The following is a 17,020-nucleotide window of genomic DNA, read 5'->3' as shown; positions in this document are numbered from 1 at the left end:
ATGACCCGAACTCGCCTCTCTCAGATCCTCGCTGTTGCTGTGTTCAGCCTTGGCGGCAGTTGGGGGATGCTGTTGCTGCTGCGCCGCCAGGGGGTGCACCTTCCCCCTGTGCACGTGGCGCAAATCCTCGTGATTGCTGCGCTGGCCGTGGGAGTCACGTGGGCTGGGCTGACGGTTCGCGCTTACTTGCGTGGTCGGCGTCCCACACTGTCTGGGACTGCGGCAGCCCGGATCGCAGTGTTTGCGAAGGCGAGTTGTTTAGGTGGCGCCCTGTTTACTGGGTGGTATGGTGCACAGGTTGTCCTTGCACTAGAGAATGTGGCTATTGAGTCTCAGGCTGATCGTGCCTGGTGGGCTGGTGGCGCAGTTATTGCGTCGATTGTTTTGACGATCTGTGGCTATATTGCTGAAGGACACTGCCAGCTTCCCCCGGATGATGGCGAGAAGGAACAACGACTGCCTCGTGGTTCAGTTCCCGAGGTGTGAGGCGGCTTGCCTGAGAGTGTGTCGCCCGAGTGATCTGAGGAGACGCAATGCCTGACAGCATGTCCCACCTGTTTGACCCTGATGACGTTGAGTGGACTCGGGTGTCGCCGCAATTAGTGAAGGTGCGGTTGTTGACCTGGACATTCACTATGGTGGTCCCGGTGGTGGGTGGTGCCGTTGTGAGCGTGATCTGGCCGCAGTGGTGGTTGTTTGCCATTCTTGCTGTGCTTGTTGGAGTGTATGTGTGGGTGGCGTGGGTGATCCGACGTCAAGTCCCGGCGATGGGGTACGCGGAACGAGATGATGACCTGCTCATTCGTTCAGGAATCATGTTCCGATCCTTAACGGTTGTGCCTTATGGGCGGATGCAGTTGGTTGACGTTGAGGCTGGCCCGCTGGATCGAAAGTTTGGTATTGCGAAGGTGACGCTCCATACCGCGTCGATGGGGACTGATGCGGAGGTTCCTGGCTTGGTCCCTGAGGAAGCTGCGCGGCTTCGTGACCGGCTGGCGTCACGAGGTGAGTCACGGTTGGCTGGGCTGTGAGTATGGGCGATATGACTCCTCAAGACCCGAGCGACGGCGACTTTCAGGTTGATACTCATCAGGTAGTGCAACCACCATCTGTGGTGGACCCGCAGGCACATTCTGGTTCTCCTGATGAGTTGACGTGGTACCGCGTGCACCGTGCGACCCCGTTCATCCGCGGGTGGATTGTGATTGTGGCGGTCCTTTATTCGGTGATCCAGAGCGCCCCTGAAGAAGTGCTCACGGATGGGTTCGAGATCAGTGAGTTCCTCATTCCGCTGGCGATTGCTGGTGGTGCAGCGTTGGTGTGGATGGGGTATGGCTGGTTGGCGTGGCGTCGGATGCGTTATGCGTGGAACCGTGAAGCTGTGTTCATGAATTCTGGTGTGCTGTTCCGTCAGGAACGGAAAGTGCGGTTGGATCGGATCCAAACGATTCACATTACGAGGCCGTTGCTTGCCCGGTTTGTGGGGCTGTCTGAGTTGGATATCACCTCGGCTGCTGGTGGGGATTCGAATGTGAAGTTGGGGTTCCTGTCCGAAGATGCGGCTGGTCGGCTGCGCGATGAGTTACTTGATGAGGTAGCGGCAGCGACGGGTCGTTATGTGGGTTCGCCTGCCGATGCGCCAGAACAGATAGTTGAGCCGGGTCCTGGTGGGCAGGTGGACTTTCCGGGTGCGGGCGGTGAACTTGCGGGGGGAGTACCTGCTGGTCAGAGCTCTGATATGTCGGGTGTTGATAACCCGGTGCCTGCTGGTGGTGCGGTGGTGCCTCCCGCTGTTCAGAGTGATGTGGCGCTTCCTGAGGGGCAGGGGGTGCCGTTGGCGGCGCATCGGATGCCTGAGAAGGTTGTGTATGAGGTTCCCGCACAGCGAATTATTGCTGCCGCGTTATTGTCGTTTGCTGCCTTTATTACCGTGATCATTGTTGTGGTGATGGTTGTGGCTTTCGCAGTGGGCAACGCAGGCCTCGCTTTTTCGTTTTTGCCTCTTCTCTTGGGTTTTGGTCCTTTTGTGTGGCAGCGGCTTGTGGGGGAGTATGGGTTCACCGCAGCTGTGGCACATGATGGGGTTCGGGTTCGTAAAGGGCTGCTTGAAACGAACGCTCAAACGATCCCGACAGGGCGCGTTCAGGCGGTGCAGTTCACCCAACCGTTGTTGTGGCGCAAGTTTGGTTGGTGGCGTGCCAGCCTTAACGTCGCTGGTCAAATGACGTTTGACACGATGACCAAAGATACATCAACTATTCTCCCGGTGGGGACGCGGGTTGAGGCCATGGACGCGTTGTGGTTGGTGTTACCTGACCTTGGCACGTCAGATCCGATCGCGTTGATTGATACAGCGTTGACTGGTCGCGGTAGTGAGCGTGGTTTTGTGACCTCACCACGTTCTGCCCGGTGGTTGGATCCGTGGTCGTGGCGGCGTAATGGTTATGTTGTGACAGACCGTGCAGTGCTCATCCGCTCCGGATTCTTTATCCGGAGAGTGGTGGTTGTTCCCCATGAACGCATCCAGTCGATGGCGTTGAAGCAGGGGCCATTGCAGCGGCGCGCAGCGATTGCGTCGGTGCAGTTGCACTCAACGCCCGGTGACATTGCCCCCAATGTTCCACACCTTGCAGAAGAAGATGCCCGCGTGTTGATTGAGACGCAAAGTGTTCGGGCGCGGCAGGCGCGTGCTGCGGCTGACGCTCAGGTGGACCGGTGACCGGGGGCGCACTGTGACGGTGAACGATCCAGGGACTCAGCCGCAACGTCCAGGCCGGTTGCACATTGGGATCATTGGTGCTGGTCGGGTTGGTGCGGTGCTCGGTGCAGCCTTACGTGCTGTTGGGCACACCATTGTTGCGGTGAGTGGGGCAAGCCAGGAAACACAGGAGCGGGTTCGTGCCCTGTTACCTGGAGTTCCCATCCGGGACCCCCACGATGTGGTCAATCTTGCTGACGTGGTCATCGTTGCTGTTCCTGACGATGCGCTGTCCGGGGTTGTCTCAGGTGTCGCGGCGTTAGGTTTATGGCAGCCGCGGCATATTGTGGTGCATACTTCGGGGGCTCATGGGGTGGCAGTGTTGGAACCGGCGGTCCGTGCGGGGGCGCTACCCGTGGCGTTACACCCAGCAATGACGTTCACGGGAACGTCGCTTGATCTGCAACGGTTGTCAACGATGGCGTGCGCGGTGACTGCCCCTCCTGCGTGTGAACCGATTGGGTTGGCTCTTGCAGTAGAACTTGGGGCTGAACCTGTGGTGGTTGCTGAGGAGCATCGGGGGCTTTATCACGCCGCGCTTGCTCATGGTGCTAACCATGTTGTCGTGTTGATTGCGCAGGCAGCCCAGTTGCTTGCTCAGGCAGGGGTTGAGCAGCCGGGATCGGTGTTAGGACCGTTGATGCACGCTGCCGTTGAGGGAGCGTTACGGGGGGCAGAGCCGGGGAGCGACCCGTTGACGGCCTTGACTGGACCTGTGGTGCGTGGTGATTCCGGTACTGTGGCCCGGCACTTAGGGGAGTTGGTGCAGGCAGCTGTGGTGTCTCATGCTCAAGATTCTGTGGAGAGCTACCGGGTGTTGGCGCGCGCTGCCACGTCGCGTGCTCTGATGGCAGGGCGTTTATCTCAGTCCGATGCACAACGCCTGCTCGATGTTCTTCACCGGTCGGCCCCTTGTGGTGACGGTGTCGCTGGAACCCCGCAAGGAGATGGTGAATGATGTCAGGTCCGCAGATTATTCGCACTGTTGCAGAGGTGAGGCAGTGGGCGAGGAGACAGCGACCCTTTGTGGCAGACGTATCGGTCACCGATGTACCCTCGGGGCGCGTGTCGCGCGCAGTTGTCATGACAATGGGCGCGTTGCATGAGGGGCATATGGCTCTCGTCCGGGCTGCCCGTCAACGCGCTGATGAAGTCATTGTGACGATTTTTGTGAACCCGCTGCAGTTTGGTCCGGGTGAGGATTTTGATGCCTACCCTCGGACGGAAGACGCAGATGTGGCGTTACTGGCGCGAGAACAGGTGGACGCAGTGTTTGTGCCATCTGTGGCTGACATGTATCCCGGTGGAGACCCTCTTGTTCGGGTCACAGCGGGAGAACTGGGGCGCATCTATGAGGGTGCTGCGCGCCCAGGTCACTTTGATGGGATGCTCACCGTTGTTGCGAAACTTCTTGTGTTGACTGCACCTGATGTTGCTTTTTTTGGGGAAAAGGATGCCCAGCAGTTGCTTCTTATCAAGCGGATGGTGAAGGACCTCTCACTCGATGTGGAGATAGCACCTGTTCCGCTGGTACGGGAAGACAGCGGGCTTGCGTTGTCCTCACGCAACGCCTATCTCAGTCCAACGGAGCGTTCCGAGGCGCTTGCCCTATCCCGCGCGTTGCTCGCCGCATCTCAGGTTGCTGCAGCTGGTGGTCGCGCACCGGAAATCCTTGCCGCCGGGCGTGCCGTGTTCGCCAACTATTCGCGTGTTGACGTGGACTATTTCGCCCTGGTGGATCCAGACACCATGGCGCCTCTTGCTGATGACTACTGTGGCGTGGCTCTCGCGCTCGTTGCCGCCCGCGTTGGGCGCACTAGACTGATAGATAACATGTCCTTCGTGATCACCCAGAAACAGTGACACGAACACATGGGAAGACCTGTTGTCCCACAAAGGAAAACTTGTGACCTCCCTGCTTCGTCCGATGATGATCGGAAAGATTCACCGCGCAACTGTGACTCAAGCGGACCTCCACTATGTGGGGTCCATCACGGTTGATCTTGATCTGCTGGAAGCCGCGGATCTTTACCCTGGTCAGCAGGTTGATGTTGTGGATGTGACCAATGGTGCTCGACTCACGACCTACGTCATCCCCGGTGAACGCGGGTCTGGGCAGATCTGTATCAACGGAGCTGCCGCACACCTCGTTCACCCAGACGATGTGGTCATCATCATTGCTTATGGCATGATGGCGGACACTGAAGCCCGGCATTACCTCCCCAACGTCGTGTTCGTTGATGATCACAACCGGATTGTTGACCACTCTCACGAACCTGGTCAGGTCCCTGACGGGTACGGTCTTGAGCCGTCCGGGTTACCCATCTCTCAATTCCAACTGTGAACCACGAGCAGGTATCCACCCTGCCCACCCAGCTCGCTGCCCCCGAACCTGGGTGGACTGTGGAGGCAGATGTCATCGTTGTTGGCTCAGGGATTGCTGGCCTCACCGCCGCATTGGACATGCGTTCGCGGGTGGGGCGGGTTCTCCTTGTGACGAAGGATTCACTGTCATCTGGTTCAACAGTGTGGGCACAGGGCGGAATTGCCGCAGCTCTTGACCCAGCTGACACTCCCGCAGCGCACCTTGCCGACACCCTCACTGCTGGCGTAGGGCTGTGCGACCCGGCCGCAGTAGAGGTCCTTGTTACTGAAGGACCACGGCGAGTACGTGACCTCATGAAGCGTGGTGCTCAGTTTGACCGCTCAACCGACGGGTCTGTCTCGTTGACAAGAGAAGGCGGCCACCATGCTGACCGTATTGCACATGCAGGTGGAGACGCGACCGGGGCTGAAATTTCTCGGGCGTTAGTTGCCCAACTTGAGCAGGTGCGCGACGACCCTGGCATTGAGGTGATCGAACACGCCCAGGTGATTGATATTCTCACGTCCTCCGGTGACGTCCCACCTCAGAAACATGACGATGAACGTCGTGTCGCGTGCGGTGTGACCCTTCATGTGCGGGGTGAAGGGAGCCGTGACGGTATCGGTGCGGCGCTTGCCCGCGCCGTTGTCTTGGCCACCGGGGGTATTGGGCAACTGTTTGTGTCGTCAACGAACCCATCTCAAACCACCGGCGATGGTGCCGCAGCCGCGTTGCGCGCTGGCGCCGACCTCGCTGATGTGGAGTTTGTTCAGTTCCATCCCACTGTGTTGTGGTTGGGTTCTGGCGCTCGCGGGCAGCTTACGCTTATTTCTGAGGCGGTCCGTGGTGAGGGTGCGTATCTCATTGATGTGGAGGGTAACCGGTTTATGCCCTCGGTCCATGAGATGGCTGAGTTGGCGCCACGTGATGTGGTGGCTCGGGCAATTGTTCGGCAAATGGAGGCGACGGGCGAGGATCATGTTCTTCTTGACGCGCGCCATCTTGGAAAAGAGTTCCTCATGTCGCGGTTTCCCACCATTCATGCGCGCTTGTTGGAGCATGGGTTTGATATGACGCAAGAACCTGTACCTGTTGCCCCAGCTCAGCACTATCATTCCGGTGGTATTCGAACAAATGCTGAGGGCCGGACAACGTTGCGGGGGTTGTACGCCATTGGTGAGGCGGCGTGCACTGGAGTGCATGGAGCGAACCGGTTGGCGTCTAATTCCTTACTCGAAGGGATCGTTTTTGCGCATCGGGCTGCAGCGGATATCGCTGCCCGGATGAGCGCAGGAGAACTCCCGCAGCGTACCCCTGAGGTGCGTGGTGGGCATAGTGGTCTGGTGATGGCGGCAACGAGGACCCGTATTCAGCGGGCGATGACAAAAGGTGCGGGCGTGGTGCGGACGCATGAGTCGTTGACGACAACCCTTGATGTGTTGCGGAAGATCCGCACTGACGCTGACGTCCCGGAACCAGTGCCTGGGGATCAGTCAGTGTTGCCGCAAGCTGCGGAGTGGGAAACGACGAATATTCATTCGATGGCGAGTGCTCTTGCCCTTGCTGCCCGCACTCGCACGGAAACTCGTGGCGGTCATGTGCGTAGTGATTTCCCCGAGACTGACGATGCGTGGCTGCGTCGGGTGGTGATCCGCCTTGATGCGCGTGGCTGTCTTCAGGCTGATGTTGCGCCGTTGTCACGCAATGAGCCCCCCATCCCGTCCCCACCTCATGAGGAGAGTTAGGTATGTCTGTCACGGTGTATGGTGTGTCGCCCACGCGCGAGGGAGATGCTGGTTTGCGCTCGTCGTGGATGCGGCGGATTGTGGAAGTTGCTCTTGATGAGGATCTTGGGCCGCGGCCTGGTCGTGATGTCACCACGCTGGCCACTGTGTCGTCGCAAGCGCAGGCAACAGCTCACTTGGTAGCCAGGGAAGACGGGGTTGTTGCCGGGCTTCCTCTTGTTCCTGTGGTTGTCGATCAGGTGGCGCGACGATTAGAGACTTCCGGGGTGTCGGTGGAGTTTGCGGTCAGTGATGGCACAACGGTCACACCAGGAACTGTGCTTGCAACGTTGCAGGGTCCTACCCGGGTGCTCCTCATCGCAGAACGTACCTTGTTGAATCTTGCGTCCCGTGCATCGGGGGTGGCGACCGCTACTGCTGCGTGGTCGCGGGTGCTAACTGGAACGGGAACAACCGTGTTGGACACCCGAAAAACGACTCCTGGCCTCCGTGAACTTGATAAGTATGCGGTTCGTTGCGGGGGTGGGACCAATAAACGTATGGGCCTCTATGACGTTGCGATGGTCAAGGACAATCATGTGGTGGCTGCAGGGTCAATCACGGCTGCTGTGTCAGCCATCCGCCGCGCTTTTCCTGATGTTGATATTCAGGTGGAGGCGGACACTCGTGAGCAAGCGGTGGAAGCTGTGGCAGCAGGGGCAAAGTTTTTGTTGCTCGACAACATGTCAAATGAGCTCATGACTGAAGTGGTCGCGGCGGTGCGCGCTGGGGAAGACAGCACTGGGCGTATTGAACTCGAGGCGACGGGTAATTTGACGGTGGACCGGGCAGCGAGTGTCGCTGCTACTGGGGTTGATTACATGTCGGTAGGTGCGCTCACGCACTCGGCAGCGATTCTTGACCTTGCCCTCGATCTTGTGGAATGAAGGCGTGGAGCCGTGCGTGGGTGTGTGCTTAGTACAGACCATAGGTGTCTATGGACGTGAGCGGGACCACCTCTGTGAGTGGTGCTAGACGGTTAGAATAAACGGTGTGACGTCACAGGAAAACACCCAAGCCCTCTCATCCGACACGGGGAACGACCTCCCTGAACAGCTAAAGGTTCGCCGGGAGAAACGTGCCCGTCTCCTTGACCAGGGGAAGGAAGCTTACCCAGTTACTGTGGACCGCACTCACACAATTGGGCAGATTCGTGCTGGGTACGCTCACCTGGAACTTGGTGAGGAAACTGAGGACGTCGTTGGTGTCGCTGGGCGAGTTGTCTTTTTGCGTAACACCGGCAAGCTGTGCTTTGTGGCGATCCAGGATGGTGACGGGCAGCGACTTCAGGTGATGTTGTCTCAAGGTGAAGTGGGTGCGCAGTCACTTGCAGACTTCAAGGCAACTGTTGATCTGGGTGATCACTTGTTCGCCAAGGGGCGTGTCATTTCTTCGCGTCGCGGCGAACTGTCCGTGTTTGCTTCACAGTGGTCGCTGGCGGCGAAGTCGTTGCGTCCATTGCCAAACTTGTATGCCCGCGAAGATGGGACGACCGCGGAGTTGTCGGAAGAGGCGCGTGTCCGTCAGCGCTACGTTGATTTGATTGCTCGGCCCGCGGCCCGGGACGCGGCACGGTTGCGGTCACAAGTTGTACGGTCATTGCGAGATAACTTCCATGCGCGTGACTTTATGGAAATTGAAACCCCCATGCTGCAAACAATTCATGGTGGCGCTGCGGCTCGCCCGTTTGTGACGCATATGAATGCGTTTGATATGGACTTGTATCTGCGTATTGCGCCCGAACTATTCCTGAAGCGTGCTGTTGTTGGTGGGTTGGAACGTGTCTTTGAGATCAACCGAAACTTCCGCAATGAAGGCGTAGACTCGTCACACTCACCAGAATTTGCGATGCTTGAGGCGTATGAAGCCTATGGCGATTACAACACAATGGCGGTGTTAACTCAGGATCTCGTGCAAACCGCTGCCCGTGATGCATTTGATGGGGAAACGCTAGTCACTCTTGCTGATGGTTCTGAATATGAATTGGGTGGTGAATGGGCTCAACTATCCATGTACCACTCTCTTTCGGAAGCCGCCGGGGTGGAGATCACTCCACAAACTTCGGTTGCTGAATTAATGACCCTGGCACAATCTGTAGAGATTTCATTGGATCCGAAGAAGGTGAGCCACGGAAAGCTTGTGGAAGAGCTGTGGGAACACTTTGTGGGTCATGACTTATGGGCGCCCACGTTTGTGCGTGATTTCCCCGTGGAGACGTCACCATTGACCAGGGATCACCGGTCAATTCCCGGTGTTGTGGAGAAGTGGGACTTGTATGTGCGTGGCTTTGAGCTCGCAACCGCATACTCGGAACTTGTTGATCCTGTGATTCAGCGCCAACGCTTTGAGGCACAAGCAGTCCTTGCTGCCGCAGGCGACGATGAGGCAATGGTCCTTGATGAGGATTTCCTCACGGCAATGGAATATGCCATGCCGCCGAGCGGGGGTATGGGAATGGGGCTCGACCGACTGCTCATGGCTTTGACCGGGTTGGGTATTCGAGAGACTATTTTGTTCCCACTGGTCAAACCGGCACAGTAAGGTCAGTTAGGGGCACGTTCGAGGTTCGACGAAGGGTCAAGTCATGAACGGTTTTCTTGTTGGGGTGGGAGCTCTCATTCCCTCAATTGGTGTGGGAATCCTCTTTTTCTTTGCGATGCGTGCTGTTGTTCGTGCTGACCGAAATGAGCGTGCCCAGTTAGCAGAATTAGATCGTGCTGCTGAGCATCATGAGGAGAATTCCCCATCAAAAAATTCTGATTGATAGCGGATTCATTTGACGCATGAGTTGTCTCGGGTAATATCGAACTGAAGGTATTTCACGCCGAGATAATTGGGAGCGCACATGGCTCAGAAGGTTCAGGTCATTCTTGTTGATGACCTCGATGGCGGTCAGGCAGACGAGACTGTCGCTTTTTCGCTCGATGGTACGGATTACGAGATTGACTTGAGTAACGAGCACGCACAAGAGTTGCGTGGTGCTTTTGATCGTTACCTCCAGGTTGCACGCAAAGCTCAGCGTGTTTCTCGTGGTCGCCGCTCCGCTGCCCGCTCGCAGTCGGGCCCGTCAGCAAATGTTATTCGTGAGTGGGCGCGTGCCAATGGGTTCGACGTCAACATGCGTGGTCGTATTTCCTCTGAAATCCGCGAGGCTTACGACGCCGCGAACAAGTAAGGTGCAGTGCACAGTGGAGTGCGGTCCTCATGGGGACTGCACTCCACTTTTGCTATGCAGGAAGCGTTCTTTGATGTGATGTTTCTTCGGAACTATAGGTTGCACACGGGTGAACCCATAGAGTGTTGTGCCGATAGAGCGTGTGGTGGGGCCTCGAAGCGTAAGGAAATGGGGATGTGATGGAACAAGCCACAGCGGCGCGCAGTGTCGATGTTGTTCTGGGAACCTATCCGAAGGATGCAGAACCAGGATCAGGCGAGGGGATGTGGTCTGCTCGGTTTGATCGAGTGACAGGTACTATCAGCGATCTCCGCCAGGTCGCTCAGGTTGCTGCGCCGTCGTTCTTGGCCACGACTGTGGTGTCTAATACACGCATGGTGTACGCGGTGTCTGAGGTTCCCACTGGGCAGGTGCACGGTTTTGCTCTGCGTGAGGGCGGCGTCGAGCAGCGGGGTGTTGTCGACACAATGGGGTCACAACCGTGTCACGTTGTTGTTGACGGTGACGGGGTGTTGGTGGCGAACTATGGAACCGGATCGGTGGCAACGTTCCCGGTTGGTGAGCACCTGACGAAGGAGACGCCGGTTGCTCTTTTTCAGCATTCGGGTAGTGGCCCCCGTCCTGATCGTCAGGAAGGCCCCCATGCACACTACGTGACTTCTGTTCCTGCTACCCAATACATGTGGGCGGTTGATCTCGGGAGCGACGCAGTGTTCTTGTATGAGGGAATCGTCAAACCGGATGGAACCCGCGGGTTTGCAGCTCGGGGAATTGCGGTGGACTTGCCAGCGGGTACTGGGCCACGCCATGTGGCGTGGGACGACCGTGGATTGGCGTATATTGTCGGTGAACTTGACCGCCATATCACTGTGGTTCGCCCACATTTGAGTGACGGGTCAGGGACAATTCTTGGCCGCTTCCCATGCGGTGATTGGGACACAGGGCGCGAAGAGGAGAGCGAGTCTCTTCCCTCACATATTGCGATGAGCACATCAGGACGCAGAATTTACACGACTGTGCGCGGTCGAGACATGCTGTTGTTCTGGGATCTGCCTGAGCTCGGTGAAGCCATGGACGAGGCGGATGGTGAGAATGCAGACGTCATTCCGTGTCTGCGAGGGACGTACCGGCTGGCAGGTCATTGGCCTCGCCATTTTGCTGTGGTCGCGGCGGACGACGGTGGCGATTTCCTTCTGATTGCTCAGCAGGGATCCCACGAGATTGAAGTCCTTCATGTGGCCACCGACGGGGTAGTGACGCAACGGCAGAGCGCACCGATTCCTGCCCCTGCGTGTGTTGTCGTGGTGGACTGACGCACGGCATGAACATGGGAGGGGCCATCAGTGATGGCCCCTCCCATGTTGTTGAGAGGTTCGGTTGTTAACTAATGCTGTGAGGCTTTGCGGTGAGTTCGACTTGAACAATGCCAGCTACGAATGGGATGCACGCACCACAACCACCGCCAGCGCGGGTTCGGACTTGGATGTCGTCGAAGGAGTTGCACTCGCCGGACCGAATGAGGGAACGGATCTCGCCTGCGTTGACGTTGTTACAGGTGCAGACCATGGCGTCATCGGTGAAAGTGGCGCAGTCTTCCGGGCTCGCGGGAATGATCTCCGCTGGGGTGTCGTTGTCCCCACCGATGAGATCGCGGATTGCTGCAAATGGGTCGGCAGTATTCTCCATGACCTCATCATGTCGTGTTCTGTGCGCAGGACTATGGGACCTACGGCCCCGATTTGTCCGCAATTTGTTACGCTACGTTGCCGTGGGAAAATAGGGGCGGCACAAGATAAAGGTGGCTCATGACTGTCTCTCACCCGGCGCACCGCGTCGCGATGCTCTGTGTGCACACGTCGCCGCTGGCCCAGCCAGGGACCGGCGATGCTGGTGGCATGAATGTGTATGTTGTTGAGCTTGCACGTGCTATGGCGGCTCAGGGCACAGAGGTGGAGATTTTCACCCGTCGGACTACAGCGAATCAGCCTGACGTTGTGGAAGTGGATGACGGTGTTCTGGTTCGTCATGTGACTGCCGGACCGTATGAAGGGCTTGATAAGAACGACTTACCGGGTCAGTTATGCTATTTCACGCAAGGGGTGCTTCGCACAGAAGCTGCCCGACAACCTGGGTGGTATGACATCGTTCATTCCCACTATTGGTTGTCGGGGCAGGCAGGATGGTTGGCTGCAGACAGGTGGAACGTTCCACTTGTGCACACAATGCACACGATGGCGCGGGTCAAGAACGCGCAACTCGCCCCGGGGGACGCCCCCGAACCTCGTGCACGCATCATCGGTGAGGAACAGGTGGTGGAGCAGTCAGCGGCGCTTGTCGCTAATACGGACAAAGAGGCACACGAGTTACACACGTTGTATGCAGCTGATCCTGAAAAAGTTCACGTGGTCGCGCCCGGAGTGGACCTTGCTGCGTTCACTCCGCCTATCGATGACCACCAGCGGCAGGCGGAGAGAGTCGCGTTGGGGCTTGCCCCCGAGGGCGATGTCATCGTGTTCGCGGGACGTATCCAGCCGCTCAAGGGTCCTGATGTGTTGGTCGACGCGTTGGCGCTTCTTCGTTCTCAACAGCCTGACCGCCCCATGCCGACCCTCGTCATCATTGGGGGCCCCTCAGGTCGTCCTGCTGCGCTAGGAGAACTGCGGGCTCGAGTCTTTCAGCGGGGGGTTGCGCAACACGTGCGTTTTGTTCCTCCTGCCGACCGCCCGACGTTGGCGCAGTGGATGCGGGTGGCTGACTATGTGGCGATGCCGTCTCGCAATGAAAGTTTTGGGCTTGTCGCCATTGAGGCACAGGCGTGTGGGACTCCGGTGATTGCCGCCGATGTGGGCGGGCTCACCACCGCGGTTGCCCACAAAAAGTCAGGCCTCCTCGTGCCCGATCATCGCCCGCAAACGTGGGCAGGGGTGCTCCAGGTGGCATTGGGCGACACGCAATTACGTGAGTCGCTTCGCGCTGGTGCGCGTCGGCATGCACAACAGTTCACCTGGGATCATACGGCAACCGATATGCTCGCAGTGTACGAACGAACGCGGGTCGCTGCCTCGGTGAACACTGGATGACATTCTGTGTCCAGCGGACGAAAGGCCCCCACGACCATCAACGAGATACGGCAGGATAGGTTATATGACATACACCCTCGTACTACTCCGTCACGGCGAGAGCGAATGGAACGCGAAGAACCTCTTCACTGGCTGGGTTGATGTCCAGCTTTCCGACAAGGGCCGCGAGGAAGCGCGTCGCGGCGGCGAGATGCTGAAAGAAGCAGATCTCCTCCCCGACGTTGTGCACACCTCATTGTTGCTTCGCGCGATCACCACCGCGAACCTTGCCTTGGAGGCTGCAGGCCGCCACTGGATCCCAGTGAAACGGAACTGGCGCCTCAATGAACGCCACTACGGTGCGTTGCAAGGAAAGGACAAGGCACAAACTCTTGCCGAGTACGGTGAAGAGCAGTTCATGTTGTGGCGTCGTTCCTACGACACGCCGCCACCTGCCATCGACGCTGGCTCAGAGTTCTCGCAAGATGCGGACCCACGGTACGCAACTGACGGTGCAAGCGACGTGCGCACCGAGTGCCTCAAAGACGTTCTGGAACGCGAAATCCCTTACTGGGAAAACGACATCAAAGCGGACCTCAAGGACGGCAAGACTGTTCTTGTGGCAGCACACGGAAACTCTCTGCGTGCGCTTGTCAAACTGCTTGATGGCATCTCTGATGAAGACATTGCTGGGCTCAACATTCCTACGGGCATGCCGTTGGTATACGAACTGGACGAGAACTTTGTTCCCGTGACCAAGGGCGGCCGTTACCTCGACCCAGAAGCTGCAGCAGAAGCTGCAGCGGCAGTTGCTGCTCAGGGCAAGAAGTAACCTCGCGAGTCAGCAGTACCTGACACACCGCAGGATAAGTAGTCGGGGCCAGTCACACATGGTGTGACTGGCCCCCACTTCGTTGGCGCTTGATGTGGTGCCTTGCCTCCTCAGCGGTGAGGCTTCTGGGTTACGACACAGCGTCGTTTGTGGCAGCACGGTGGAAGTCACCAGTGACAACAAACGTCATGCGTCGTGCGACGGACACTCCATGGTCACCAAACCGTTCGAAGTAGCGGGAAAGAAGGGTCACATCGATAGTTTGCTGCGGTGTGCCTTCCCACTCGCCCCCCAGAAGAGTGGAGAACACATCGGTGTGGAAGTTGTCGAGGATCTCGTCGTCTTCCTCGATGGTTTGCGCCATGTCCAAATCGTGGGAGTCGAGGAGTCCGTGGATCCGGGTGGCGACACGCTGAGCGGCACCGGCCATCCCCTCAAAAATGGGGGTGCACTGGGCAGGGACAGCAGTTGTCGGGTAGGCGCGTCGAGCGACTTGAGCGATGTGCCGAGCCAGATCACCCATCCGCTCCAGTGTGGCGCTCATTCGCAGTGCAGTGACAACTAACCGAAGGTCAGTGGCAACAGGTTGCTGCTGAGCGAGGAGAAGCACGCACCGCTCATCCAACGAGCGTTCCAGATCATCGATCTGTTGGTCATCAACGATTACTTGCTGTGCTGTGTCGAGGTCTCCATTGAGCAAAGCGTGGCTTGCCCCAGTGATCGCTTTGTTGACGAGTTCAGCCATCTGCGTGAGGTCGTCACCAAGCGCTTGAAGCTCGGCCTTGAAAATCTTGCGCATATCTCTCCTTGATCCTGACAATAGTCACCTGACTGTGTCATAGACTGCCAACACCGGGTGTGGGGGGCGCGGCCTTCACGTGAACGCCTGGTGTCATGTCCATGAACTCTTGGGCACGCTCAGTCGCATGTTTCTTGAGAACACGCCATTTCATTGTGACGCATTGGGGGTGTGAGGTCTCGTTGTTGCGTATCCCATCGTAGGCTTGGGGCGTGGAAGGTTTCGCGTTGATAGTCGCCGGTGCGGTCGGTTTGATGACCGGGGTCTTTGCAACACTCGCATTTCAATACAGTGAACGCCAACAACGGCGTTTACCCCAGCGCCGTCATCGGGATCTTGATGACGGCGTGATTCGGGTGTTAGCGATTTTACGGTCAGCCGCCATTGTGGTGCGCCATGATGACGCAGTGGTGCGTGCATCGGCGCCTGCCTATGCGTTGGGGATCGTCCGGGGTGAGCGGATCGCTCATGCTGCAATTCAGGACATGATCGATGAGGCTCGGAAAACTGGCCTCATTTTGGATGAGGAATTGGAACTGCCGCGCGGCCCGGTTGGGCGCGGACGTGTGATGCTTCAAGTGCGGGTGGCTCATCTTGACGGCGAACATATTGTCATCCTTGCTGAAGACCGCACAGAAGCTCGTCGAGTGGAAATGATTCGCCGCGACTTCACCGTCAACGTCTCTCATGAACTAAAAACTCCGGTGGGGGCCATTGGTCTGTTAGCGGAAACCCTTCAAGATGCTGCTGATGACCCGGACGCCGTGCGCCATTTTGCGGGGCGTATGCAGCAAGAGTCTGAGCGCCTGGGGGCGCTCGTCCAAGAAATTATTGAACTGTCCCGTTTGCAGTTGCAGTCCTCTGCGCAACCGCTTCGGGTTATTCCTATCGATGCGGTGCTGACAGAAGCCACAGACCGGGCGAAGGTTGTTGCCTCAGGGCGACACATTGAGATCAATGTTGCCACGAACACCGGTGTGTACGTGTATGGGGATCACAACCTTCTTGTCACCGCGGTCCGTAACTTGGTGGATAACGCGGTCGCTTACTCGCCTGAGCACACCACTGTGGGTGTGGGGGTGAAGCGCCGGGAAGACTTGGTGGAAATATCCGTTGTGGATCAAGGCATCGGGATTTCTCCGGATCACCAGCAGCGCATTTTTGAACGTTTTTATCGAGTGGACCCCGCCCGTTCACGAGCCACTGGCGGGACCGGACTGGGGTTGTCGATCGTCAAGCATGTTGCCGCAGATCATGGTGGCGACGTGTCCTTGTGGTCACGACCCGGACAAGGCTCAACTTTTACTCTCCGTATCCCTGCCGTGGCTGAAGGGACAATCCCAGTCAAGCCAGCAGACCCGCCGACCATTGACCTGAAGGAGACTCCACAGTGACCCGCATCCTTGTTGTCGAAGATGAAGAGTCATACCGTGAGCCGTTGACTTACCAACTGACCCGGGAAGGGTACGACGTTGTGGCGGTAGCAACAGGAACTGAAGCCCTGAGTGCCTACGACGATGAACAACCTGACCTTGTCCTTCTTGACCTGATGTTGCCGGGTTTGTCCGGAACGGAGGTGTGCCGGGAGCTACGGTCACGCGGTGATGTCCCTGTCATTATGTTGACGGCAAAGGACGGCGAGATTGACAAGGTTGTGGGGTTGGAACTTGGTGCAGACGACTACGTGACAAAGCCCTACTCGTTCCGTGAATTACTGGCACGGATGCGAGCGGTGCTTCGACGCCACACCAGTGCAAGCGCATCCGAATCCACTGACTTCCGTGATGACGACGACGATCAAGTTCTTCACGCTGGCCCTGTAGCGATGGATGTCGAACGGCACGTTGTCACTGTTCGGGGGGACAGCGTGGCGTTTCCATTGAAGGAGTTTGATCTCCTGGAATACCTGCTCCGTAACGCTGGTCGCGTCCTCACTCGAGGGCAACTCATTGACCGCGTCTGGGGGAGCGACTACGTGGGTGACACCAAAACCCTCGACGTGCACATTAAACGGATCAGAGCCAAGATCGAAGAAGACCCGGGTAGCCCGCAACTCATCCTTACCGTCCGGGGACTTGGCTATAAATTTGCCGATGTGAGCTGAAATGGCCGTTATGTCGTTCACTTGGAAGACACCTGACCAAGTCATCCAAGGGCGAGAGTTCACTTTCGGTTCATGAACGCACTAGGTTGACGTCACTTGAGACTCTTACCGTCATCAGTGGTGGCAGAAGCCTGCCGCTTCCGA

At 57.7% G+C, this 17,020-nt stretch carries 18 protein-coding genes; 16 read left to right on the top strand and 2 right to left on the bottom strand.

The genetic code is table 11. From position 1 onward, the window contains the following. The 12 genes from JDEN_RS10560 (at nt 1) to JDEN_RS10505 (ending at nt 11,395) form a co-directional block, all read left to right on the top strand. Entirely contained in the window at nt 1-486 is a 486-nt protein-coding gene (locus JDEN_RS10560; protein WP_015772365.1) for a DUF3180 domain-containing protein, read from the top strand. Between the two features lie 47 nt (nt 487-533). Further along, the gene (locus tag JDEN_RS10555) at nt 534-1,031 is read left to right on the top strand and encodes a PH domain-containing protein (RefSeq protein ID WP_015772364.1); all 498 of its coding nucleotides are present in this window, start codon (nt 534-536) and stop codon (nt 1,029-1,031) included. Between the two features lie 11 nt (nt 1,032-1,042). After that, nucleotides 1,043-2,719 carry a PH domain-containing protein gene (locus JDEN_RS10550; RefSeq protein WP_015772363.1) on the top strand — a complete coding sequence of 559 codons (1,677 nt, stop codon included), beginning with the start codon at nt 1,043-1,045 and terminating at the stop codon, nt 2,717-2,719. A 19-nt stretch (nt 2,720-2,738) separates the two neighbouring features. Next, nucleotides 2,739-3,716, top strand: coding sequence for a Rossmann-like and DUF2520 domain-containing protein (locus tag JDEN_RS10545; RefSeq protein ID WP_041288466.1), 978 nt, complete (start codon nt 2,739-2,741; stop codon nt 3,714-3,716). Further along, a complete protein-coding gene (gene panC / locus JDEN_RS10540; RefSeq protein ID WP_015772361.1) occupies nt 3,713-4,621 on the top strand; it encodes a pantoate--beta-alanine ligase in 909 nt (302 codons plus the stop codon). The genes JDEN_RS10545 and panC overlap by 4 nt, the downstream gene beginning before the upstream one ends. A 43-nt stretch (nt 4,622-4,664) precedes the next feature. Beyond that, complete coding sequence (gene panD / locus JDEN_RS10535; RefSeq protein WP_015772360.1) at nt 4,665-5,102, top strand: aspartate 1-decarboxylase; 438 nt, start codon at nt 4,665-4,667, stop codon at nt 5,100-5,102. After that, entirely contained in the window at nt 5,099-6,868 is a 1,770-nt protein-coding gene (locus JDEN_RS10530) for an L-aspartate oxidase (RefSeq protein WP_015772359.1), read from the top strand. Before panD ends, JDEN_RS10530 begins: the two co-directional genes overlap by 4 nt. 2 nt (nt 6,869-6,870) lie before the next feature. After that, nucleotides 6,871-7,794: a carboxylating nicotinate-nucleotide diphosphorylase gene (nadC, locus tag JDEN_RS10525; RefSeq protein WP_015772358.1), complete on the top strand. Its 924-nt coding sequence runs from the start codon at nt 6,871-6,873 to the stop codon at nt 7,792-7,794. A gap of 106 nt (nt 7,795-7,900) precedes the next feature. Continuing rightward, entirely contained in the window at nt 7,901-9,448 is a 1,548-nt protein-coding gene (lysS, locus tag JDEN_RS10520) for a lysine--tRNA ligase (RefSeq protein ID WP_015772357.1), read from the top strand. A gap of 43 nt (nt 9,449-9,491) precedes the next feature. Then, nucleotides 9,492-9,671: a hypothetical protein gene (locus tag JDEN_RS10515; protein ID WP_015772356.1), complete on the top strand. Its 180-nt coding sequence runs from the start codon at nt 9,492-9,494 to the stop codon at nt 9,669-9,671. 81 nt (nt 9,672-9,752) lie between these two features. Beyond that, nucleotides 9,753-10,082, top strand: coding sequence for a histone-like nucleoid-structuring protein Lsr2 (locus tag JDEN_RS10510; protein WP_015772355.1), 330 nt, complete (start codon nt 9,753-9,755; stop codon nt 10,080-10,082). Nucleotides 10,083-10,261: 179 nt separating this feature from the next. Beyond that, nucleotides 10,262-11,395 carry a lactonase family protein gene (locus JDEN_RS10505; protein WP_041287912.1) on the top strand — a complete coding sequence of 378 codons (1,134 nt, stop codon included), beginning with the start codon at nt 10,262-10,264 and terminating at the stop codon, nt 11,393-11,395. 67 nt (nt 11,396-11,462) lie between these two features. Here the strand turns inward: JDEN_RS10505 and JDEN_RS10500 are convergent, their stop codons facing one another. Next, complete coding sequence (locus JDEN_RS10500) at nt 11,463-11,768, bottom strand: (2Fe-2S)-binding protein (protein WP_041287911.1); 306 nt, start codon at nt 11,766-11,768, stop codon at nt 11,463-11,465. A gap of 119 nt (nt 11,769-11,887) precedes the next feature. Between JDEN_RS10500 and mshA the strand changes: the two genes are divergently transcribed. Both mshA and JDEN_RS10490 read left to right on the top strand, forming a co-directional pair. Beyond that, nucleotides 11,888-13,162, top strand: a complete 1,275-nt coding sequence (gene mshA / locus JDEN_RS10495; protein WP_015772353.1) for a D-inositol-3-phosphate glycosyltransferase — start codon at nt 11,888-11,890, stop codon at nt 13,160-13,162. Between the two features lie 64 nt (nt 13,163-13,226). Continuing rightward, complete coding sequence (locus JDEN_RS10490) at nt 13,227-13,973, top strand: phosphoglyceromutase (protein ID WP_015772352.1); 747 nt, start codon at nt 13,227-13,229, stop codon at nt 13,971-13,973. Between the two features lie 130 nt (nt 13,974-14,103). Here the strand turns inward: JDEN_RS10490 and phoU are convergent, their stop codons facing one another. After that, nucleotides 14,104-14,772, bottom strand: coding sequence for a phosphate signaling complex protein PhoU (gene phoU / locus JDEN_RS10485; protein WP_015772351.1), 669 nt, complete (start codon nt 14,770-14,772; stop codon nt 14,104-14,106). A gap of 212 nt (nt 14,773-14,984) precedes the next feature. Here phoU and JDEN_RS10480 point away from each other — a divergent pair, with 212 nt between their 5' ends. Both JDEN_RS10480 and JDEN_RS10475 read left to right on the top strand, forming a co-directional pair. Further along, nucleotides 14,985-16,166, top strand: coding sequence for a sensor histidine kinase (locus JDEN_RS10480; RefSeq protein WP_015772350.1), 1,182 nt, complete (start codon nt 14,985-14,987; stop codon nt 16,164-16,166). Continuing rightward, the gene (locus tag JDEN_RS10475) at nt 16,163-16,876 is read left to right on the top strand and encodes a response regulator transcription factor (protein ID WP_015772349.1); all 714 of its coding nucleotides are present in this window, start codon (nt 16,163-16,165) and stop codon (nt 16,874-16,876) included. The genes JDEN_RS10480 and JDEN_RS10475 overlap by 4 nt, the downstream gene beginning before the upstream one ends. The last annotated feature ends 144 nt before the right edge of the window (nt 16,877-17,020 follow it).

Origin of the sequence: Jonesia denitrificans DSM 20603, assembly GCF_000024065.1 — a bacterium.
GTDB classification, from domain to species: domain Bacteria; phylum Actinomycetota; class Actinomycetes; order Actinomycetales; family Cellulomonadaceae; genus Jonesia; species Jonesia denitrificans.
Note: the sequence above shows the minus strand (reverse complement) of the source record. Positions and strands in the feature narration are given on the sequence as shown.